Origin of the sequence: Anaerostipes sp. 992a (assembly GCF_001940245.1) — a bacterium.
Lineage (GTDB): Bacteria > Bacillota > Clostridia > Lachnospirales > Lachnospiraceae > Fimousia.
In genome coordinates this window covers 193,550-214,488 of the sequence record NZ_MJIG01000001.1, presented here as the reverse complement: position 1 = coordinate 214,488, position 20,939 = coordinate 193,550, and the positions used below count along the sequence as shown (strand labels likewise).

Genomic DNA, 20,939 nt, shown 5'->3' with positions numbered 1-20,939 from the left:
ACCAACCGGCTTGAACCTCTTCTTTTTATTTATAATCCTAAAATTTTCTTCTCCACAAGGATGGCGATAACAACATTAAAAATGGAAAGATTTCCAAACGTCCCACCAGCATATCAAAGCACAGCACCACTTTCGTCAATGGTGAGAAGAATGCAAAGTTGCAGGTCGGACCTACCAGTGAAATTCCTGGTCCTACGTTATTCAGTGCCGTCAGCACTGCCGTAAAGGATGTAGCAAAATCATAGTTGTTAATGGATACAATGACCACAGAAATCGCCAATATGATCATATAGGCAAAGAAATAGATCATAACACCACGCAAAGCATCTGATCCTACTTTCTTTCCATTTACTCTGGTCACACATACACATTTGGGATGCAAAAGCTGCTTCACTTCTCTGCTAATGCTCTTAATAATCATTAAAATTCGGGATACCTTCATCCCTCCTCCTGTGGATCCTCCACAGGCTCCGATCATCATGACCATTAATAAAATGCACTTGGAAAATTCCGGCCATAGATTGAAATCTGCCGTCATAAATCCGGTCGTCGAAATAATGGATGCTACCTGGAAAGATGCATACCGAAAGGCCTTTAACACACTTCCATACATATGGGTAATATTAATGGTGATCAGAAAAACCGCACCTGCAATAATTCCCAGATAAGCTCGTAGCTCTTCATTTTTAAATATATTCTGAATGTCCTTGATCAAAATCAGGAAATACATATTAAAGTTAATTCCAAACAAAATCATGAACACGGTAATCACACCATCAATATACGCACTGTCATAAAATGCTACACTGGTATTACGATTGGAGAATCCTCCAGTCCCTGCTGTACTGAATGCATGGAGAATACTATCATAAAGACTCATTCCCCCAAACATCAGGAACACAACCTCTGCTGCTGTTAGCACAAAATACATCTTATATAACAGCATCGCATTCTCTCTTGCCTTAGGAATCATCTTATCCTTATCTGGTCCTGGCACCTCTGCCCTCATCAGATGCATGGCGTTTTTATCGCTTAACGTGGTCAACATCATAACAAAGACCAACACACCCATACCACCGATCCAGTGGGTCAGATTTCTCCAGAAGAGAATTCCTTTCGGCAGACTCTGAATCTCAGAAAGAATCGTAGATCCTGTGGTTGTAAAGCCTGAGATGGTCTCAAATACCGCATCCAGATAAAATGGTATGCTGCCGGACAAGGTAAACGGTATGGCTCCGAACAAAGACCATAAGATCCACGCAAATCCAACAATGACAAATCCTTCCTTTCCGTAAATATGGGCTTTCTCCGGCTTATTTCTTGTCATAGTTATAGAACAGATAAATAAGAGGATGCTGGTAATCAGGAAGAACCGAAAGCAGTTCTCCCCATATATCAGGGAAACAATCATAGGAATCAGCAAGACTGCAGCCTCAATTCCCAGCATCTTTCCCAATATGTAAACGATCATTTTATAATTCATTCCGTACAGCGTCCTTTCCTTCTGCCCCTGGTCTCTGGAATAAAGCCATGGATAGAATATCTTCAATACTTTGTATTTTCTGATTTTTCGTTACCACAATCACACTGTCTCCCGGTTTTAAGCAGTCATTCCCACCTGGAATGATCACATTTCTTCCCCGAACAATAGCTGCGACTAGATTATTAGATTTGATTGGAAGATCCTTCAATGGAATATCCAGATATTTTGCATCGGCACGAATCAGAAATTCCATTGCTTCAATTCGTCCTCCCATCAGCTGGTACATAGTCTCTACATTGGCACTGCTGTAAGAATTCTGTCTTGCACGAACATAACCCAAAATCGTATCGGCAGTTGCAAGCTTTGGAGAAACCACACTGTCAATACCCAGAGAATCCACCATGGAAGAAAGATTTTCTTCATTTACCTTAGCAACGATCTTCTTGACACCCTGCATTTTCGCATATAATGCCATCAGCATATTTTCCTCATCATTGCCGGTTACGGTAATAAATGCATCTGCCTCCTGAATGCCCTCTTCCATCAAAAGCTCATGTTCTCTGGCATTGCCATGAATGACTGTTACTTCTGGTAATTTTTCACTAAGATCTTCACACTTTGCGTACTCTTTATCAATGACCTTTACCTGCATCTTCAAAGATACCAACTGTTTGGCCAGATAATATCCCAGACGTCCACCACCAATGATCATTACTTTTTTAATTCTAGTACTAATATGTCCAATTGCCTTAAAGAAACGCTCCAGCTCCAGATGACTGGCCACCATGTTAAGCTTATCTCCAGTCCGCATCACAAAGTCCCCATCCGGAATATGGACATCCTGCTCTCTTTGCACCGCACACACCAGAATCTTGATCTGATATTTTCGATAAATATCCTTCAAGGACAATCCGTCCAGTGGACTTCCCTTCTTCAATGGAAATTCCACCAGTTCCACCCTTCCTTTTACAAAGTTCTCCACTTTTGTAGCTTCCGGGAATATCAGTACTCTGGAAATCTCATTGGCCGCTTCTAGTTCTGGATTTACCGCCATACTAAGTCTTAAATCCTCTTTCAAAATATCCATTTGATGAAAATAAACAGGATTACGCACACGAGCGATCGTATGTTTTGCTCCCAGTCTTCTGGAAATCAGACAGCTTAACATATTAGACTCATCGGAAGATGCACAGGCAATGACCAGATCCGCATGCTGTACATCTGCTGCCCTTAAAATCTCCACATCTGCTCCATCCCCATGAAAACAAAGTACATCTAAGGTATTCGATGATTTCTTGACTCTTTCCTCATTCTGATCGATCAGGACCACATCATAATTTTCTTCGGAAAGCTCTGTTGCGACCTTATGTCCAACCTTTCCATCACCTATAATTACTATCTTCATTTTGTGTTCCACTCCTTTTATCACATTCAAGAATGCCTCTTTTATGCAGCAAATCTTTATGTACTCTTTATGTATAAACTATAAGCTTTATATAATCTTTATACATATAGACAGAAGCATTATAGCATTTTTACCAAACCACATCAACATCAATTCCAAAGAGTGATACCCCCATGCAACAAAAAAGAAGCTGCTGCTCAAAAATTCTTGCAACAACTTCTCATTAAAGCCTAATCTGCTTTTGGTTCTCTTAGCATCTTCTTTAGTTTTTTCACGACTTTTTTTACATTTTTTACATTGGCCGCCGTATGCCCCGGTCTTTCTAAGGAATGATTACAGTCTTTGAAAATCTCTCCTGTCTTTTGAGGATAATCCTTTGCTGCCTTTTCAATCATCTTCTTTTTTATGTATGGATCCTTTGTTCCTGCAAAGAACAATCCATCCACCTCTTCCAGATAAGGAATCGTAAGAGGAATCGGCGTGAGCAGGCAATGCTTTGCCTTGATTCCAAGTTCTTTTTCTATCCAGCAGGCAATGACCGTTCCAATGCTTTTGGAAAGGAATAAAATCTGTTCATATTGTCCCCAGTCAATGATTTCCAGCTGTTTTTTTACCCTTTCCTGTGCTTTTTCTATCAAAGGCTTTAGTTCTTCTTCCTTTCTTCCCCGAAATGTATGGATGTCCTCTCCGTAATCCAGCTTAAGAAGCTGATAGCCCTCATCCTGCGCTGCAGAGGCTGTATAATACAGGAGCGGTTTCTGAGCAGTATATCCAATACCTGGGAAAATAACTGCGATTTTCTTCATTCTATGCACCTCTTTCCTGAGTATGATTTCTCTTCTTCATAATAAATAAAAATCCGACAATTCCAACTATCCCAATTGGCATGCCTGGAAGCTGGGTTCCCATAAATCCACAAACCACATAGGATAAAAAGCTGACAGCTGCAACCACAATTCCATACTGAAGCTGTGTTTCCACATGGCTGATATGATGGCATCCGGCTCCTGTAGAACTTAAGATGGTCGTATCAGAAATCGGACTGACATGATCCCCGCACACGCTTCCTCCCAAAACTGCAGAAATGGTCAATACCATGATCGGAGATACCTGATTCTGGAACACTGAAATGGTAATCGGAAGCAGAATCGCAAAGGTACCCCAGGACGTTCCCGTAGACAGAGCCAGAAAAATTGCAATTATAAAAAAGATTGCCGGCATCAGGCTCAGCGGAATCTGATATTCTACTACGGTACGGGCAATAAAGCCACCTGCATCCAGATAATCACTTCCACAAATACCACTTAATGTCCACGCAAAAGTAAGAATTAATACCGTTGGCACCATATTTTTAAATCCTTCTACCAGTCCATCCAGGTACTGCTTTCCAGTCATGATCTTTCTTGGCAGATACAAAACTCCAATGAACAAAATCGCATAAAAGGCCGCCATCGCAAGGCTGGTGGCTGCATCACAATTGGAAATTGCAGAGATTGCAGAAGCCTTCCCCGCAAAAAATCCTCCCGTGTAAAGCATGCAGGTAATCGATAATATAATGAGTACTATCACTGGAAGAAGCAGGTCTGAAACTCTTCCATTTTCTGGAATTTCCTTCCCTTCCATCTGCTGATCGATGCTCTCATATTGATATTTTCCCATGTCCGCCGCATATTCACACTTTTTCATCTTCCCGAAATCGACTGCCAGGATGGTAGTTAATAACACCATAAGCAGTGAGAGCCAGGAATAGTAATTACAGAAAATCGATTTGATAAACAATAAAAATCCATCAATGGATGACTGCTCTGGTACCGATGAACTAACGGCTACTGCCCAGCTTGAGATCGGAGCCATAATGCAGACAGGTGCTGCTGTAGAGTCAATGATATATGCCAGCTTTTCTCTGGATATCTTCTTCTCATCACAAATTGGCTGCATAACCGTTCCCACCGTCAGGCAGTTAAAATAATCATCAATAAAAATAATCACTCCAAGAAGCATGGTAGCCAAAAGTGTCTGTTTCTTTGTCTTTAATTTCTGTCCTGCCCATTGTGCATACTTATGGGAGGCTCCGGACATATTCATCAGATGAACGATGACTCCTAATAAAATAATAAAAATCAATACGTTCATATTTCCATAGACTTTTGCTCTCAAAACATCTAAAATAGTAGACACAGCCGTAAAAATATTAAATTTACAGTAAATCAATCCACCTACGATAATTCCAAACAGCAAGGAGAGATTTACTTCCTTTGTAATTAAACTGACTGCTATCGCTAAAATTGTAGGGACAATTGCCCAAAAAGTTGCTTCCATTCTTTCCTCCATATATTCCTTCTTTTTTCGTGTAAGAATGCCCCACAAAGGCACTCCGCTAGTCAACTACCCATGACCGAAAGGTCATGGGCTTGTAACTGCCCAGTCGTAGTAACGGCTTACGCCTCCGACCTTTTAACCCCGATAGGTATATTACCTCCCGTGGCGTTACATCACAGGGTGGTTGACAGCACCCTTTGTAGCAAAGTTTACTCTGTTACAACTGTATTCGGTACTTGGCTATCTGCGAGATAGTTTATTCCCATACGATACAGATTCATAGCTCCAATACGGTCATCATTCGATTTATAGCCACAATTCTTGCAAGTAAACAGATGTATTTTTTTGTTACGGTTCGACTTTTCAGTATGTCCACAAATAGGACAACACTGGCTCGTATAACGAGGGTCAACCTTAATGACAGTAGACTGGTTCTGTTTGGCTTTGTAGATTAGTTTCCGTTCAAGATCATAGAATGACCATGATACAGAAACATAGCGGTCTTTCGTTTTCACACGCTCTGTAGCATTACGAATGCCTGCCAAATCTTCCAAAACAAAGAGCGTGTGCTTCGGGTTTGATTCAACAAGTGCCTTTGATACCTGATGGTTGATATCCTGCATCCAACGGTTTTCTCGCTGACCGATAGCTTTGATTCTTCGTCTTGAAGATGGAGTCTGACGTATTTGAAGCTCTTTACGAAGTTTGGAATAATTAGCACGTTTCTGCTTAATAGCCTTACCACTAACGAATCCGGACTTGTGGGCACTGTTATAGGTCGCAACAACAAAGTTAATTCCTCTGTCGATACCTACAACATTACAGATGTCAGAAATATTGCTTTCCTCGACATCATAAGTTACTGGTATGTGAAGATAATATTTACCATGTTTGTTTACAAGCTTAGCAGTGCCAAACTTGTAGATGGTATGGTCAAAATATTTAGACATACCATCAGCAAAATATGGTAACTTAACACGACCATTCAGAGTGTTCACTGAAAAGCAGTTTTGCGTCAAAGAATAATCTCTGTTCCAAACCAAATCATACTGTGGTTTTTTGAACGAAGGCTTAATCCATTCATTCTGATTTTCAAGGATGGTTTTATATCTCGCAATAACAGTCTTAAATACAGACTGAGTCATTTGCGATTTAAGACCAAACTTTTCTCGGAGCGTAGAATATAACATTTTGTTAAGCGAAAACTGTTTCAAATCGTGTGTACGGAATACGTACTCTGAAACAAAGTTGCAGGCATCACGATATACAGACATGGTTTTATCAAGCAAAACCTTATCTGTATCATCTGCGACTATTTGAACTTTTGCTGTGATAGTCATCTGTTCCATAACATGTACTCCTTTCATTGATATTTCACTAAATATATCGTATAATAATTATTAGTGAAAGTCAATATTTGAGGTAAAGTTATGGATACAGACAAAGATATTTTGGTCAGACGGATACTTTTCATGTAGTATTGGCAAAGTATCATCAGCTACAATTCAAAAGTATATGGAAAGTCAGGGTTAATGGCTAAAGATTTACAAGAACTTAATATTTTCTTTATGTTAAATAGCAAAAATTACAATAGACTAAGGAGGTTTCCATATGCCATCAAATTATGCACATTATAGCTTCGGAAAACAAGTATACCAAAAGCAGCCTGCTTTCATAAAAAAAATCATCCACGATCATCTTGATCTCTATCTGATCGGACTTCATGGACCGGATATTTTCTTCTATTACCATCCGCTTTCCACTCATCCAATCAATCAGATGGGGAATAATATGCATGATCAATCCGGACTCTCTTTCTTTGGTCCAGCCTGTGATCTGATCCGCCAACAGAAACAAACAGCCAAGCAGCATGCTATGCTGGCCTATATCCTTGGATTTCTCTGTCATTTTTCTCTGGATACCTGCTGCCATAGCTATATTGAAAAAAAGATTCTGACCAGCCATATTTCTCATACAGAAATCGAAGCTGAATTTGACCGTTATCTGATGGTCCAGGAAGGCTATCCGCCTCTCAAGCACCGTCTGACCACTCATATACGCCCTACCAGAAAAAACACCGCTACCATCGCTTCCTTTTTCCCAATGGTATCGCAGCAACAGGTATCACATTCTCTCATTACCATGATCGTTTGTGATCACCTTCTTCTGGCTCCCCATGAATGGAAGCGCAAACTGCTTTATTCCGGCATGAAGTTTTTCGGAAAATATGAAAGCCTGCATGGTATGATCATAAATAAAAGTCCAAATCCACACTGCAAGGACAGCTGTATGCGATTGGAAAAGCTTATGGATTCAGCCATTCCGCTTTGTCTTAAGCTAACAGAAAACCTTATGGAACACCTGAATCACTATGTACCACTGGATCAGGAATTCCTTCAGACCTTTGGTCCCGACCCTGACTGGGAATCCATTCCAATACTTTCCCCTAAGGAGGAAAAAACTTATGAAATTTAAACTACATTCTCTAGAAAAAAAATGGATACTTTATGATGTAGGAAATTCTGCATTTACCCTTTTGGTATCTACGATCATTCCAATTTATTTTAATAACCTGGCAGATAATGCCGGTATCTCCAGCATCAATTATCTGGCTTACTGGGGCTATGCCACATCGGCTGCCACAATCATTGTGGCAATCCTGGGACCAACTCTTGGAACCATTGCAGATTTAAAGGGCTTTAAGAAAAAAATCTTTTTTATCTCTCTTTTGTTTGGTGCCATTTCCTGTGTCATCCTTGGATTTTTATCATCCTGGATCTGGTTCCTGCTTCTGTTCGTTCTGGCGAAAGCTGCGTACTCCCTGAGTCTGGTCATCTATGATTCCATGCTGACAGACGTATCTTCGGCAGAGCGTATGGATGAAGTCTCCGCCCATGGTTATGCCTGGGGTTATATTGGAAGCTGCATTCCTTTTGTCTTAAGTCTGGTCCTCATATTATTTTATGAAACATTGGGCATCTCCATGCAGACAGCTATGAGTGGTGCTTTTGTTCTGATCGCCGTCTGGTGGTTGATTTTAAGTCTGCCATTGCTGACTTCTTATCAGCAAATTTATTATATTGAGAAAAAGGACCATCCAATTCTTTCTAGTTTCCACCGCCTTGGAAAAATCTTTCCCGAGCTGGCAGCTAATAAAAAGATCCTCTTTTTTCTCATTGCTTTTTTCTTTTATATTGACGGTGTTTATACGATTATCGATATGGCAACCGCCTATGGTACTGCTCTTGGCCTGGATACCACAGGTCTTTTACTGGCCCTGCTTTTAACCCAGATTGTCGCCTTTCCGGCTGCCCTTTTCTTTGGAAAACTTTCCAGAAAGGTACCTGCTGCCAGAATCATCCTGATCTGCATTGTGGCTTATTTTTGTATCGCACTTTATGGAGTCATTCTGACCAGTCAGTATCAGTTCTGGATTCTTGCAGTCTGCGTAGGGCTCTTCCAGGGAGCCATTCAATCCATGTCCCGCTCATATTTCGCTAAGATCATTCCGGCAAACAAATCCGGCGAATACTTTGGCATTTATGATATCTGCGGAAAAGGTGCTTCCTTTATGGGGACTATGCTGGTCTCCATCATAAGCCAGATCAGTGGAAGCGTAAACTATGGGGTTGGCGCCTTGTCCCTGATGTTCCTGGCCGGTTTTGCATTCTTTCTTATTACTGACCATAAATCATAAAATCCACTTAGAAAGGAATTTTAGAAAATATGAAAACATCAAAAGATTTAAAAATACTATTGCAAAATATTGATCATAAAGGTTATCCCGCCTATAAAAGTGCTCGTGGCAGTTATCGGTTTGATTCCTATGTGCTTTCCATTGATCATGTGCAGGGAGACCCCTTTGCCGCTCCTTCCCGTTTGAGTATCCACCTTACCGGATCAGAGGCTGGCTTCCCAAAGAATTACTATGACAAGCCATATAAGAAAACTGCCCTGTCCGATCACCTGATTCGACTGTTTTTTCACGCACTGGAACGCTATAACTTTAAAGCAAAAGGTTCTGGAAAAAGTGGTTTGATCTCTATCAGCCGGTGTGGGCAGGAAATCTTAGAACGTACTGCCTGTTTCATCCATCCTTCTTCTGGAAACATCACCCTCCGTTTTGAAGTAGGATTTCCAGCAAACGGCCGCACTATCAATTCCAGAGAGCTGATAAAAATTCTCTTTGATTTCCTTCCCAACTGCGTCCTGACTTCTCTTTTTTATAAAAATATCAACCAAAAGACATTGGAAAAGGCCATATTCCTTGCGGAAGATCAGCATTATATCAGAGAGCAGTTATCCTCTCTTGGACTCACCGCTTTTGTAGCCGATGGTTCCGTTCTGCCCAGACAAAGCGGAGTTTCCCAACGTCCCCTCAAAGGAGGAATTCCATTCCAGGCTCCTGAAAGCTATCGGGTCAGCCTTACCCTTCCTCACAAAGGTACCATGACCGGAATGGGTATTCCAAAAGGAATCACTCTGATCGTTGGAGGTGGCTATCACGGCAAATCTACGCTTTTAAAGGCCTTAGAGCTGGGGGTTTATAATCATATAGAAGGGGATGGCAGAGAATATGTGATCACAGAACAAAGTGCTGTAAAAATCCGTGCAGAAGACGGACGAAGCATTCGAAATACGGACATCTCCACATTCATCAACAATCTGCCAAATGGTCGGGATACCGTCTCCTTCTCCACCGAAGATGCCAGTGGCAGTACTTCACAGGCAGCAAATGTCATCGAAGCCATTGAAAGTGGTACCTCCTTATTTTTGATTGATGAAGACACCAGTGCGACCAACTTTATGATTCGGGATGAATTAATGCAGAGAGTCGTAAATCGCCATCAGGAGCCGATCACTCCATTTATCGAACGGGTACGAAGCTTATATGAAGAACATGGAATTTCTTCTATTATCGTTGCTGGAAGTTCTGGATCTTATTTTCATGTTGCGGATCATATTTTGCAGATGGATCAATATGTACCAAAGGATATTACAGCCTTTGCCAAACAGGAGGCTCTTGCCTTTCCTTCCATCTCCCTGCCAAAGGAAGAAAAAAGCCTTCCTTCTTTCCAAAGGAGTCTTCTTCCAGACCGGAGTTTAAAAAAAGAACGTAGAATCAAGCTAAAGACACTTGGAAAGGATGCCTTTATGCTCAATAAAGAAACGGTAGATCTGCGCTATCTGGAGCAGATCATCGATACAGAGCAGACAACTGCTCTTGGATATTGTCTGCTCTATGCCCAGACCCACCTGATGGATGGCAAGAAAACCGTACAGCAGGTGGTAGATTCCCTTCTTTTCATTATCGAAAAAAAGGGATTGGACACGATACTAGATTGCGATTATGTAAAATGTAATTTAGCCCTGCCAAGAAGACAGGAAATATTCGGATGTCTAAACCGTTATCGAAAATAACTCCTTTGCAGTATTATTCCTGGAAGGTTTTCAACGCCTCTATCGTCTGAGCGATCAGATCATCCAACGTCCATCCCAGCATATCTGCACCCCGTTGAATAACCTCCCTGGAGCACCCTGCTGCAAAGTTCTTGCTTTTGAATTTCTTTTTCACGGATTTTACCTTCAGGTCCTGTACGCTTTTTGATGGACGCATTAATACAACGGCTCCGATCAGCCCCGTTAGTTCATCCACTGCATACAGGACTTTCTCCATCTCATGAACCGGTTCAATGTCTACGGTAATGGCATATCCATGACTTGCTGTTGCATGAATCAGACGTTCCTCCAATCCACGCTCTTTCATGATCTCCTGACTTTTGATACAATGCTCTTCTGGATACTGTTCAAAGTCCAGATCGTGAAGCAGTCCTACCAGGCCCCAGAACTCCTTTTCCTCACCATATCCAAGCTTTTGGGCAAAATACTTCATTGTATTTTCTACAATCTGCGCATGCTCCAAATGAAATTCTTCTTTATTGTATTCTGTAAGCAATTCCCATGCTTCTTCTCTTGTCATCCTTTCTTCCTCCCTTTCATGCGATTGCTTCCTGATAATCATCTGCTTCCATTGCTTCCTGAATCAAACGGGCTAATTTTTTATGATTTGCAGCATCCATATGCTCCTGATCCTCTCTGCTTGGAGCTGCCACATCTGAAGCCGCCAGAAAATCACATCCGTACTTTCGGGCAATGGTCTGATATACGTCTTTTAGCTGCTTTGAAATTTCAATCGAAGCTTTGTCAAATTCTGGATCAAACTCCTGCTTCCATACCTCTTCTCCCAAATGAATAGGAGAAATCAATAATATCTTTATCGTTTCATCCACATTCCGAATCTGTTTGATCAGCATCTCAACTCCACTGCCGATCAATGCTGCAGAGGGATGATAGCAAAATTTGCAGTCATTAGTCCCGAGCATAAGGATAACCCGATCGATCGGTTTATGAGTTTCCAAAAGAACCGGCAGCATCTTCGTACCATTTCTTCCCTCGCGCGTTCGATCATCAAATCTGGTCGTCCTTCCACACAATCCCTCCTCAATGATCCGATATCCTTTTGCATATAAATGTTTATCCAGAATTCCTGTCCATCTGGTATTGCGATCAAATCTATTCTCTGTGCCAGGAATTAATCCATACGTATTGGAATCTCCAAAGCATAAAATCTCTCTCATTTTTGCACCTCTTCTCCTATTATTTCACTAGGTTATATAGGAATAATATCTTAAAAGGCGCTGTCTGTCAATCTTTTTTCTTATCTAAGCCGGCAAAAAATCCAGCAAGAAGAGTTCCTGAAATAGAATGCCATACACAGGATACTGCACAGATGACTGCTGATTCTGGTGTTGCCGCAAACTGTGAAGAGGTTGTTGCAAGATTGGTAGCCAGCCCTGCATTCTGCATACCTACTTCAATAGAAATGGTCCTCTTCTTCGCTGTATTCATTCCTGTCAACTTTCCAGCACAGTATCCAAGAAGATATCCCAGACTATTATGCAACAATACTGCAATAAAGATCACAATTCCTGAAGTAAAGAAATTGGCTCCCTGAGAGGAAATGACCCCACCAACGACACAGGCAAGTCCGATGACTGCCACACCTGGCATCACCTGCTGAATTTCCTTAAATTGTTTCTTCTCACCAAATATGTAATTGATCACAAATCCAATGGCAATTGGAACAATGACCGTTTCAATGATAGAAACGAACATAGGCAATCCTTTGATGGATATCTTTGTTCCGCTGGCAAGAAGTGCCACCATGGTCGGAGTCATAATTGGAGATAATAAGGTAGATACCGTTGTCATCCCAACTGAGAATGCCACATCTCCACCGCAAAGATAGGACATAACATTGGAAGATACTCCTCCTGGGCAACATCCTACTAAGATTAGTCCCAATGCAATCGCATCCGGCAGATGAAGCAGTCTGGTCAGAGTAAATGCCAGAAATGGCATAATCAGATACTGGGCTATCGCACCAATACAAATATCAAAAGGACGTTGTGCCAGAATCTTAAAATCCTGCGTTGTCAGCGTAAGTCCCATACTGAACATGATAATTCCAAGAATGATGGACTGACTGGTGAACTTATTGCCAACCGGATCCCAAAAAAGCTGGTAGTTTACCCATCCCATCAGCTGCGGGATGAAAAAAGTAACAACGGCAATGGCGATTACCACCACTGACGTATCATTGGATAAAAATTTACTGAATTTTTGTAGTGTTTTCATAGTTTCCTTTCCTTTCAAAACTCATGTAAGAATTCAAGGAATTTCTTATGTGACAAAAAACCCCCTTCCAGTATAATATCTGGAGGGAGTCCTCTTCTCTTCAGTGAAACTTATTGAATTCTTTTCATTTTCTACATGAGTTTTATTCATTTTTAGTACGATACCTATTATAGCCCTTCGGAAATAAAAATCAAGTATTTATTTTAATACATTTTTCTTTCAAAATCCTTGTGATTTTTTCTACTTCTATTATAATAGAAAGCGAAGGAAATTAAAAAATTAATTTAATTAAGAAGGAGAAACTTTATGCCAAAAAGAACTGACATTCACAAAGTACTTATTATCGGTTCCGGTCCTATTATTATCGGACAGGCCTGTGAATTCGATTATTCTGGTACTCAGGCTTGTAAAGCACTAAAGAAATTAGGATATGAGATCGTATTGGTAAACTCTAATCCGGCTACTATCATGACAGATCCGGAAACTGCTGATGTTACTTATATTGAACCATTGAATGTAGAACGTTTAGAACAGATTATTGAAAAGGAAAGACCAGATGCACTGCTGCCTAACTTAGGAGGACAATCAGGACTTAACCTATGTGCAGAACTTAATAAGGCTGGTATTCTGGATAAATATAATGTAAAGGTTATCGGTGTTCAGATCGATGCCATCGAACGTGGAGAAGACCGTATTGAATTTAAGAAGGCTATGGATAAGCTTGGTATTGAGATGGCTCGAAGCGAAGTTGCTTATAGTGTAGAAGAAGGACTTGCCATTGCAGACCGCCTCGGCTATCCAGTTGTACTTCGCCCTGCTTATACCATGGGTGGTGCCGGCGGTGGACTGGTCTACAATAAAGAAGAATTAAAAACCGTTATGGCAAGAGGCCTTCAGGCCAGCTTAGTTGGACAGGTACTGGTAGAAGAATCCATTCTTGGCTGGGAAGAATTAGAATTAGAAGTTGTTCGTGATGCAGATAACAATATGATCACCGTATGCTTTATCGAGAACATCGATCCATTAGGCGTTCATACAGGAGATTCCTTCTGTTCTGCACCTATGCTTACGATTTCCGAAGAATGCCAGAAGCGCCTTCAGGAACAGGCTTATAAGATTGTAGAATCCGTACAGGTAATCGGAGGCACCAACGTACAGTTCGCCCATGACCCTGTATCCGATCGTATCATCGTTATTGAGATCAACCCTCGTACTTCCCGTTCATCCGCACTTGCTTCGAAAGCTACCGGCTTCCCGATTGCTCTGGTATCTGCAATGTTAGCCACCGGATTAACCTTAAAGGATATCCCTTGTGGAAAATACGGTACCTTAGATAAATATGTACCAGATGGCGATTATGTAGTAATCAAGTTTGCACGCTGGGCATTTGAAAAATTCAAAGGTGTAGAGGATAAGCTTGGAACACAGATGCGTGCCGTTGGTGAAGTTATGAGCATCGGTAAAACCTATAAAGAAGCTTTCCAAAAAGCAATCCGAAGCTTAGAAACTGGACGCTATGGACTGGGTCATGCCAAAGATTTTGATTCCAAATCCAAAGAAGAACTGCTGAAAATGCTGATCACTCCTACTAGTGAACGTCACTTTGTGATGTATGAAGCTCTCCGAAAAGGAGCCACTGTGGATGAAATCCATGAACTGACAAAGGTAAAACACTGGTTTATCGAACAGATGAAAGAACTGGTTGAGGAGGAAGAAGCACTTCTGGCATCCAAAGGAAGTCTTCCAGCCGACGAACTGCTGATCACAGCTAAGAAAGACGGCTTCTCCGATAAGTATTTAAGCCAGATTTTAGAAATTCCAGAAGAAGATGTCCGCAACCACAGAATCCAGCTTGGTGTCGAAGAAGCATGGGAAGGTGTACATGTAAGTGGTACCGAAAACAGCGCTTACTACTACTCTACTTATAATGCAGAAGATAAAAACCCTGTAAACGAAGAAAAGCCAAAAATCATGATCTTAGGCGGTGGTCCAAACCGAATCGGACAGGGAATCGAATTTGACTACTGCTGCGTTCATGCCTCTCTGGCATTGAAAAAGCTTGGATTTGAAACAATTATCGTAAACTGTAATCCAGAGACTGTATCTACCGATTATGATACTTCTGATAAATTATATTTTGAACCATTAACCTTAGAAGATGTATTAAGCATTTATAAAAAGGAAAAACCTTTGGGGGTAATCGCACAGTTTGGTGGACAGACTCCATTAAATCTTGCATCTGAATTAGAGAAAAACGGTGTAAAAATCCTCGGTACTTCTCCTTCTGTGATCGACCTTGCAGAAGACCGTGATTTATTCCGTGCAATGATGGAAAAATTAGAAATTCCAATGCCTGAATCAGGAATGGCTACTACTGTGGAAGAAGCACTGGCAATTGCTGACCAGATCGGCTACCCAGTTATGGTTCGTCCATCCTATGTACTTGGTGGACGCGGAATGGAAGTTGTCTATGATGCAGAAAGCATGATTGGATATATGCAGGCAGCTGTTGGTGTGACTCCTGACCGACCAATCCTGATCGACCGTTTCTTAGGACACGCAACCGAATGTGAGGCAGATGCCATCAGCGACGGTACTCATGCCTTCGTCCCTGCAGTTATGGAGCACATCGAACTTGCAGGTGTACACTCCGGTGACTCCGCATGTATCATTCCTTCTGTTCATATTTCTGCTGAAAATGTAGAAACTATCAAGGAATACACAAGAAAGATCGCAGAAGAAATGCACGTATGTGGATTGATGAACATGCAGTACGCTATTGAAAATGGAAAAGTATTTGTATTAGAAGCCAACCCTCGTGCATCCAGAACCGTTCCTCTGGTATCCAAGGTATGCAATATCCGCATGGTACCATTGGCTACCGATATCATTACTTCCGAACTGACTGGACGCCCATCCCCAGTTCCAAATTTAAAAGAACAGATAATTCCAAACTATGGAGTAAAAGAGGCCGTATTCCCATTCAATATGTTCCAGGAAGTAGACCCTGTCCTTGGACCAGAAATGCGTTCTACCGGTGAAGTATTAGGATTGTCTCCTTACTATGGAGAAGCCTTCTGCAAAGCTCAGGAAGCAACTCAGGTGAAGCTTCCAACAGAAGGAACTGTATTGATTTCTGTGAATAAAAAGGATAAGGCGGAAGTAGTAGAACTAGCACAGATGCTGGCAGACGATGGATTTGATATCATCGCTACTTCTGGTACACATCAGCTGATCAGTGAAGCTGGAATTCCTTCTAAGAAGGTAAAGAAACTTTCCGAAGGTCGTCCAAACATCCTGGATCTGATCACCAATGGAGATATCCAGCTGATCATCAACTCTCCAGTCGGAAAAGATAGCGTTAATGATGACAGTTACCTTCGTAAAGCTGCCATCAAAGCAAAGGTTCCTTACTTTACCACCATTGCTGCTGCCATCGCAACGGCAAAGGGAATCCGTTATATAAAAACACATGGAAACGGAGAGGTAAAATCTCTTCAGGAACTTCATAGCGAGATTCATGACAAATAAAATTTTATAAAAAAGAAGGAGCTGTGTAAAACTGAAGTGGAATAATTTCACTTCTGGAACACAGTTCCTTTTTCTTGTACATTTATTCTTCTTCCGCTATAATAAATATCAGATGAAAAATTTATAGATACTGACAATAATAGAATGAAATTGGAGGACATTATGGGAGGTTTTTTTGGAGTAACTTCGAAACAGGATTGTGTATTTGATTTATTTTTTGGAACGGATTATCATTCCCATTTGGGAACCAGACGTGCTGGTATGGCTGTTTATGATAAAGAATCCGGGTTTGACCGTGCCATTCATAATATCGAAAATGCACCGTTCCGTACAAAATTTGATAAAGATGCCAATACCATGCATGGATGTATGGGAATTGGATGTATTTCTGATTATGAACCTCAGCCATTGATCGTACGTTCCCATCATGGGACCTATGCCATCATGACTGTTGGTAAGATTAACAATATTGATGCCATTGTAGACAGCATTTTCCAAACTGGACATGCTCATTTTCTGGAAATGAGTGGTGGCGATATCAATGCTACCGAACTGGTTGCTTCTATCATCAACCAACGAGATAACCTGATCGAAGGAATCCAGTATGCTCAAGAGATCATCGACGGTTCCATGACTATGGTGCTTATGACGCCAAAAGGAATCTATGCTGCCAGAGACAAGCTGGGCCGAACTCCTGTAGCTATTGGTAAAAAGGAAGATGGCTACTGCCTTTCCTTTGAAAGCTTTGCTTACTTAAATCTTGGCTACACACCAGAACGTGAATTAGGTCCTGGAGAAATTGTCATTATGACTCCAGAAGGAGTCCGAACCTTAGTAAAGCCGGGAGAAGACATGAAGATCTGTACCTTCCTATGGGTATATTATGGATATCCATCCTCTTCTTACGAAGGAATCAGCGTTGAGAAGATGCGTTACAACTGCGGTCAGAAACTGGCTCAAAGAGATGATGCTACTCCAGATACGGTTGCTGGCGTTCCTGATTCCGGAATCGCCCATGCCATTGGATATGCTAACGAATCCGGAATTCCATTCTCAAGACCATTTATTAAGTATACTCCAACCTGGCCTCGTTCCTTTATGCCGACGATACAGAGCAAACGGAATCTGATCGCCAAAATGAAATTGATTCCGGTTCATGACCTGATTCAGGACAAGAGCCTGCTTTTGATCGATGACTCCATCGTTCGAGGCACACAGCTACGAGAAACAACCGAATTTCTCTATCAAAGCGGTGCAAAGGAAGTTCATGTTCGTCCGGCCTGCCCACCAATCATGTACGGATGTAAATATTTGAATTTCTCTCGTTCTACTTCTGAGATGGATCTGATCACACGGCGTATCATTCAGGAAATGACTGGTGATTATAAACATGTGAACCTAACTGCTTTTTCCAATCCTGACACTCCAGAATATCAGGATATGATCAGCCGCATCTGCAAACAGCTGAATTTTACTTCTCTGCGCTATCACCGTCTGGACGATATGATCGACTCTGTAGGTCTGGATCGAAGCAAGCTTTGCACTTATTGCTGGGATGGAAAAGAATAATATCTTAATTGAATTTATGCTATAAAGGAGGACTTACTATGAAAATAGAACGGGTAGAACATATGGCCGGCGGAGAAGGCCATGTTATCATCAAACGAATTCTTGGGGAGAAAGAGTTAAACGGCAAATGCCGTATGTATGCGCAGGTGACTTTAGAACCTGGTTGCTCTCTCGGATATCATGAACATCATAATGAAAGCGAAACTTATTATATTCTTTCCGGACAGGGAGAATATAATGACAATGGAACCACACGACCAGTTGCTGCCGGAGATGTTACCTTTACTCCTGACAACTGTGGACATGGGCTTGCCAATACTGGCGATACCGATCTGGTATTTATGGCACTGATTATTCTAGACTAATTGGGGAGAACTCATATGAATCCAATGAATTTAATGAAAATAAAGGGATTATGGGATGATTTTGTATCCCGCCATCCAAAATTCCCGAAATTTTTAAGAGCAGTTGCCCAGAACGGCATAAAAGAAGGTTCTATTTTAGAAATCAAGGTCACGGACCCTAATGGAAGCTCTCACACTGCCAATATTAAGGTTAAAGAAAAAGATCTGGAATTATTCCGAATCTTGGCGAATATGAAATAAAATCAAGAGGAGTTGTTGCCATGAAAAAGCATCAACTCCTCTTTGTTTTTTACAGCTCAAATGCCTGCTTAATACTGTCATAATGCAGGAAAATTCCCTGACGTGCAAATTCTTTGATCTCCTCCAGTGTTGCCAGCATATACCCATCGGTTTCTTTTTCCTGCAGATCCAAATCACTTTCTTCAAAATCCACAATAAAACGATAAACATCCACAAAATAATTATCGCCTTCTCCCGGGTTTTCTCTATGATATGTGAATAAATATCCACCCTGGCTGTTGGATACATCCAATCCGGTTTCTTCCTTCACTTCACGGATGACTGCATCTTTGGATTCCTCGCCGGCCATAACAGCCCCTCCGGATACTTCCCACCAGCCAGGTGCCCATGCCTTTGTCATCACTCTCTTTGTAATCAAAAATTTTCCATCCGGACGTGCAACAACTCCCAATACTGTCAAATGATATTCATTATCCTTTAAACACCAGTCATTTCGCTTCATCGTTCGTCCGGTTCTCTGCTTGTTACTATCATAAATATCCCAACGTTCCATCTTTCTATTCCTTTCCATATTTCTTTCTATTTCTATATTTTGCTATTTTAACATTTCTTCTCTATAGTAGCAAATATTTATACATTTTCGCATGAAAATTTAACAAAATAAAGTTTGTTAAATGAAAAAAATACAATTACCTTGACAAATTTTTTTCACGTAGTAGAATACCATAGTAAGAGACAACGTTGTTCTAACCAATAGCGTAGTCTCTTTTTCTTTTATCTAAATTTAAAAATTACAAATAAAGGAGAGAGGAATATGGAAAAACTAAATGAAATTGTAGCAGCAATTGACACCTTTGTATGGGGTCCTGTTATGCTGGTCCTTCTCGTTGGTACAGGTATTTTTCTTACGGTTCGTTTGAAATTCCTTCCATGGAGAAATTTACGCTATGCACTGCACAGCGTATTAAGTAAGGAAGCCCGTACAACCAAACGTGGAACTGGCGATGTCTCCCCATTCTCAGCACTGATGACTGCTCTGGCCGCTACCATCGGAACTGGAAATATTATCGGAGTAGCAACTGCCATGTTTTCCGGTGGACCTGGTGCCCTGGTATGGATGTGGATTTCTGCCTGCTTTGGCCTGACTTCCAAGTTCAGCGAATGTATGCTGGCAATCAAGTATCGTGAAGTAAATGAAAAGGGTGAAATGTCTGGCGGTCCTATGTACACGATGAAGAACGCATTTAAAAATAAGACCTTTGGAAAAACCATGGGATTTTTATTCGCTCTGTTTACCGTATTGGCGTCTTTCGGTATCGGCAACATGACCCAGGCAAACTCCATCTCCGGCTCTCTTTCTGAAAGCTTTGGTATTCCAACATGGGGAACTGGTATTGTTCTTACTGTATTATCACTGCTTATCATCCTGGGTGGAATTACGAGTATATCTAAGGTATCTTCCGTTGTTGTGCCTGCTATGGCAATTTTCTATGTCATCGGCGGTGTAATCGTTATCCTTGGTAACCTTTCCAACCTTCCTCATGGTCTGTATCTGATCTTTGGAATGGCATTCAATCCAAAAGCCATCGGAGGTGGTGTTCTTGGTACGATCACCGTATCCATGATGAATTCCATCCGTTATGGTGTTGCACGAGGCGTTTTCTCCAATGAAGCTGGTCTTGGTTCCGCCGCTATCACTGCTGCCGCAGCTACTACTGATGATCCGGTACGTCAGGGATACATCAATATGACTGGTACCTTCTTTGATACCATTGTTGTATGTACCATTACTGGTCTTTCCATCGCTTCCTCTGGTGTTCTTGGGACTGTAGGTGCAGACGGAAAGCCTTTAGAAGGCATTCAGCTGACCATGGCTGCTTTCGGCAGTGTATTAGGATCCTTTGGAAGCTATATTGTATCCATTGGAATCATTCTATTTGCATTTTCCACCATTCTTGGATGGGAATATCATGGCGAGAAAGCCTTCGAATACTTATTCAACAGCCATAAATATAATATCATCTACCGTGTTATATTCTCACTGGTTGTATATGTAGGTGCAACTCAGACACTGGATCTTGTATGGAATATCTCCGATATTATGAATGCTTTAATGGCAATTCCAAACCTGATCTGTATGCTTCTGTTAAGTAATGTTATTGCAGAAGAAGTCAACCGCTTCCAGCCAACCGTAGAAAAGGAAAGAGCTTCCTGGAAAAAACGCGGGGAAGCTGGAGAATACCACAGCTCTAATATCTAAATAAGATAACATTATAAGCAACAAAAATGTCCATAAAGCACACTCAAAGCTTTATGGACATTTTTTCTT

At 41.3% G+C, this 20,939-nt stretch carries 17 protein-coding genes and 1 pseudogene; 9 read left to right on the top strand and 9 right to left on the bottom strand.

What is annotated here, in order from left to right; all coding sequences use genetic code 11:
• Positions 1–37 precede the first annotated feature (37 nt).
• From BHF69_RS01070 to BHF69_RS01050, 5 genes are all read right to left on the bottom strand, one after another.
• Positions 38–1,483: a TrkH family potassium uptake protein gene (locus BHF69_RS01070; protein ID WP_075669226.1), complete on the bottom strand. Its 1,446-nt coding sequence runs from the start codon at positions 1,481–1,483 to the stop codon at positions 38–40.
• Positions 1,473–2,888, bottom strand: coding sequence for a Trk system potassium transporter TrkA (gene trkA, locus BHF69_RS01065; RefSeq protein ID WP_075669225.1), 1,416 nt, complete (start codon positions 2,886–2,888; stop codon positions 1,473–1,475). Before trkA ends, BHF69_RS01070 begins: the two co-directional genes overlap by 11 nt.
• Positions 2,889–3,118: 230 nt before the next feature.
• A complete protein-coding gene (locus BHF69_RS01060; RefSeq protein WP_075669224.1) occupies positions 3,119–3,694 on the bottom strand; it encodes a hypothetical protein in 576 nt (191 codons plus the stop codon).
• A 1-nt stretch (position 3,695) separates the two neighbouring features.
• Positions 3,696–5,207 carry a Na+/H+ antiporter NhaC family protein gene (locus tag BHF69_RS01055; protein WP_158022533.1) on the bottom strand — a complete coding sequence of 504 codons (1,512 nt, stop codon included), beginning with the start codon at positions 5,205–5,207 and terminating at the stop codon, positions 3,696–3,698.
• A gap of 209 nt (positions 5,208–5,416) precedes the next feature.
• On the bottom strand, positions 5,417–6,556 hold the full coding sequence (locus tag BHF69_RS01050) for an RNA-guided endonuclease TnpB family protein (protein ID WP_075669222.1): 1,140 nt from the start codon (positions 6,554–6,556) through the stop codon (positions 5,417–5,419).
• Positions 6,557–6,650: 94 nt separating this feature from the next.
• On the opposite strand from BHF69_RS01050, the pseudogene BHF69_RS14700 reads away from it, so the two are divergent.
• The 4 genes and pseudogenes from BHF69_RS14700 to BHF69_RS01030 form a co-directional block, all read left to right on the top strand.
• A pseudogene (locus BHF69_RS14700) lies at positions 6,651–6,740 on the top strand (transposase); the annotation flags it as partial.
• 78 nt (positions 6,741–6,818) lie between these two features.
• A complete protein-coding gene (locus BHF69_RS01040; RefSeq protein ID WP_075669221.1) occupies positions 6,819–7,682 on the top strand; it encodes a zinc dependent phospholipase C family protein in 864 nt (287 codons plus the stop codon).
• Positions 7,672–8,904 carry an MFS transporter gene (locus tag BHF69_RS01035; protein ID WP_075669220.1) on the top strand — a complete coding sequence of 411 codons (1,233 nt, stop codon included), beginning with the start codon at positions 7,672–7,674 and terminating at the stop codon, positions 8,902–8,904. The genes BHF69_RS01040 and BHF69_RS01035 overlap by 11 nt, the downstream gene beginning before the upstream one ends.
• Positions 8,905–8,933: 29 nt before the next feature.
• Positions 8,934–10,628 (top strand): ABC-ATPase domain-containing protein, encoded by a 1,695-nt coding sequence (locus BHF69_RS01030; RefSeq protein ID WP_075669219.1) that lies wholly within the window; start codon positions 8,934–8,936, stop codon positions 10,626–10,628.
• A 13-nt stretch (positions 10,629–10,641) separates the two neighbouring features.
• Here BHF69_RS01030 and BHF69_RS01025 read toward each other — a convergent pair whose 3' ends face one another.
• From BHF69_RS01025 to BHF69_RS01015, 3 genes are all read right to left on the bottom strand, one after another.
• Positions 10,642–11,187, bottom strand: coding sequence for a hydrolase (locus tag BHF69_RS01025; RefSeq protein ID WP_075669323.1), 546 nt, complete (start codon positions 11,185–11,187; stop codon positions 10,642–10,644).
• Positions 11,188–11,203: 16 nt separating this feature from the next.
• Positions 11,204–11,845, bottom strand: coding sequence for a GDSL-type esterase/lipase family protein (locus BHF69_RS01020; RefSeq protein WP_075669218.1), 642 nt, complete (start codon positions 11,843–11,845; stop codon positions 11,204–11,206).
• 67 nt (positions 11,846–11,912) lie between these two features.
• A complete protein-coding gene (locus BHF69_RS01015; RefSeq protein ID WP_075669217.1) occupies positions 11,913–12,905 on the bottom strand; it encodes a bile acid:sodium symporter family protein in 993 nt (330 codons plus the stop codon).
• A gap of 306 nt (positions 12,906–13,211) precedes the next feature.
• On the opposite strand from BHF69_RS01015, the gene carB reads away from it, so the two are divergent.
• The 4 genes from carB to BHF69_RS00995 all read left to right on the top strand — a co-directional run bounded on the left by carB (position 13,212) and on the right by BHF69_RS00995 (position 18,610).
• Positions 13,212–16,436 carry a carbamoyl-phosphate synthase large subunit gene (carB, locus tag BHF69_RS01010; RefSeq protein WP_075669216.1) on the top strand — a complete coding sequence of 1,075 codons (3,225 nt, stop codon included), beginning with the start codon at positions 13,212–13,214 and terminating at the stop codon, positions 16,434–16,436.
• A 162-nt stretch (positions 16,437–16,598) separates the two neighbouring features.
• Entirely contained in the window at positions 16,599–18,005 is a 1,407-nt protein-coding gene (locus BHF69_RS01005; protein ID WP_075669215.1) for an amidophosphoribosyltransferase, read from the top strand.
• A gap of 38 nt (positions 18,006–18,043) precedes the next feature.
• On the top strand, positions 18,044–18,370 hold the full coding sequence (locus BHF69_RS01000) for a cupin domain-containing protein (protein WP_075669214.1): 327 nt from the start codon (positions 18,044–18,046) through the stop codon (positions 18,368–18,370).
• A gap of 15 nt (positions 18,371–18,385) precedes the next feature.
• Positions 18,386–18,610, top strand: a complete 225-nt coding sequence (locus BHF69_RS00995) for a hypothetical protein (protein ID WP_075669213.1) — start codon at positions 18,386–18,388, stop codon at positions 18,608–18,610.
• Between the two features lie 49 nt (positions 18,611–18,659).
• Here the strand turns inward: BHF69_RS00995 and BHF69_RS00990 are convergent, their stop codons facing one another.
• Positions 18,660–19,163 carry an NUDIX hydrolase gene (locus BHF69_RS00990; protein ID WP_075669212.1) on the bottom strand — a complete coding sequence of 168 codons (504 nt, stop codon included), beginning with the start codon at positions 19,161–19,163 and terminating at the stop codon, positions 18,660–18,662.
• A 261-nt stretch (positions 19,164–19,424) separates the two neighbouring features.
• Between BHF69_RS00990 and BHF69_RS00985 the strand changes: the two genes are divergently transcribed.
• Positions 19,425–20,870, top strand: coding sequence for an alanine/glycine:cation symporter family protein (locus BHF69_RS00985; protein ID WP_075669211.1), 1,446 nt, complete (start codon positions 19,425–19,427; stop codon positions 20,868–20,870).
• The last annotated feature ends 69 nt before the right edge of the window (positions 20,871–20,939 follow it).

Coding starts and splice junctions, on each gene's coding strand:
- BHF69_RS01070 (WP_075669226.1), bottom strand. CDS start 1,483: ATGAATTATAAAATGATCGTTTACATATTGGGAAAGATGCTGGGAATT.
- BHF69_RS01000 (WP_075669214.1), top strand. CDS start 18,044: ATGAAAATAGAACGGGTAGAACATATGGCCGGCGGAGAAGGCCATGTT.
- BHF69_RS01030 (WP_075669219.1), top strand. CDS start 8,934: ATGAAAACATCAAAAGATTTAAAAATACTATTGCAAAATATTGATCAT.
- BHF69_RS01020 (WP_075669218.1), bottom strand. CDS start 11,845: ATGAGAGAGATTTTATGCTTTGGAGATTCCAATACGTATGGATTAATT.
- BHF69_RS01055 (WP_158022533.1), bottom strand. CDS start 5,207: ATGGAAGCAACTTTTTGGGCAATTGTCCCTACAATTTTAGCGATAGCA.
- trkA (WP_075669225.1), bottom strand. CDS start 2,888: ATGAAGATAGTAATTATAGGTGATGGAAAGGTTGGACATAAGGTCGCA.
- BHF69_RS01025 (WP_075669323.1), bottom strand. CDS start 11,187: ATGACAAGAGAAGAAGCATGGGAATTGCTTACAGAATACAATAAAGAA.
- BHF69_RS01015 (WP_075669217.1), bottom strand. CDS start 12,905: ATGAAAACACTACAAAAATTCAGTAAATTTTTATCCAATGATACGTCA.
- carB (WP_075669216.1), top strand. CDS start 13,212: ATGCCAAAAAGAACTGACATTCACAAAGTACTTATTATCGGTTCCGGT.
- BHF69_RS00985 (WP_075669211.1), top strand. CDS start 19,425: ATGGAAAAACTAAATGAAATTGTAGCAGCAATTGACACCTTTGTATGG.
- BHF69_RS01035 (WP_075669220.1), top strand. CDS start 7,672: ATGAAATTTAAACTACATTCTCTAGAAAAAAAATGGATACTTTATGAT.
- BHF69_RS01040 (WP_075669221.1), top strand. CDS start 6,819: ATGCCATCAAATTATGCACATTATAGCTTCGGAAAACAAGTATACCAA.
- BHF69_RS01060 (WP_075669224.1), bottom strand. CDS start 3,694: ATGAAGAAAATCGCAGTTATTTTCCCAGGTATTGGATATACTGCTCAG.
- BHF69_RS01050 (WP_075669222.1), bottom strand. CDS start 6,556: ATGGAACAGATGACTATCACAGCAAAAGTTCAAATAGTCGCAGATGAT.
- BHF69_RS01005 (WP_075669215.1), top strand. CDS start 16,599: ATGGGAGGTTTTTTTGGAGTAACTTCGAAACAGGATTGTGTATTTGAT.
- BHF69_RS00995 (WP_075669213.1), top strand. CDS start 18,386: ATGAATCCAATGAATTTAATGAAAATAAAGGGATTATGGGATGATTTT.
- BHF69_RS00990 (WP_075669212.1), bottom strand. CDS start 19,163: ATGGAACGTTGGGATATTTATGATAGTAACAAGCAGAGAACCGGACGA.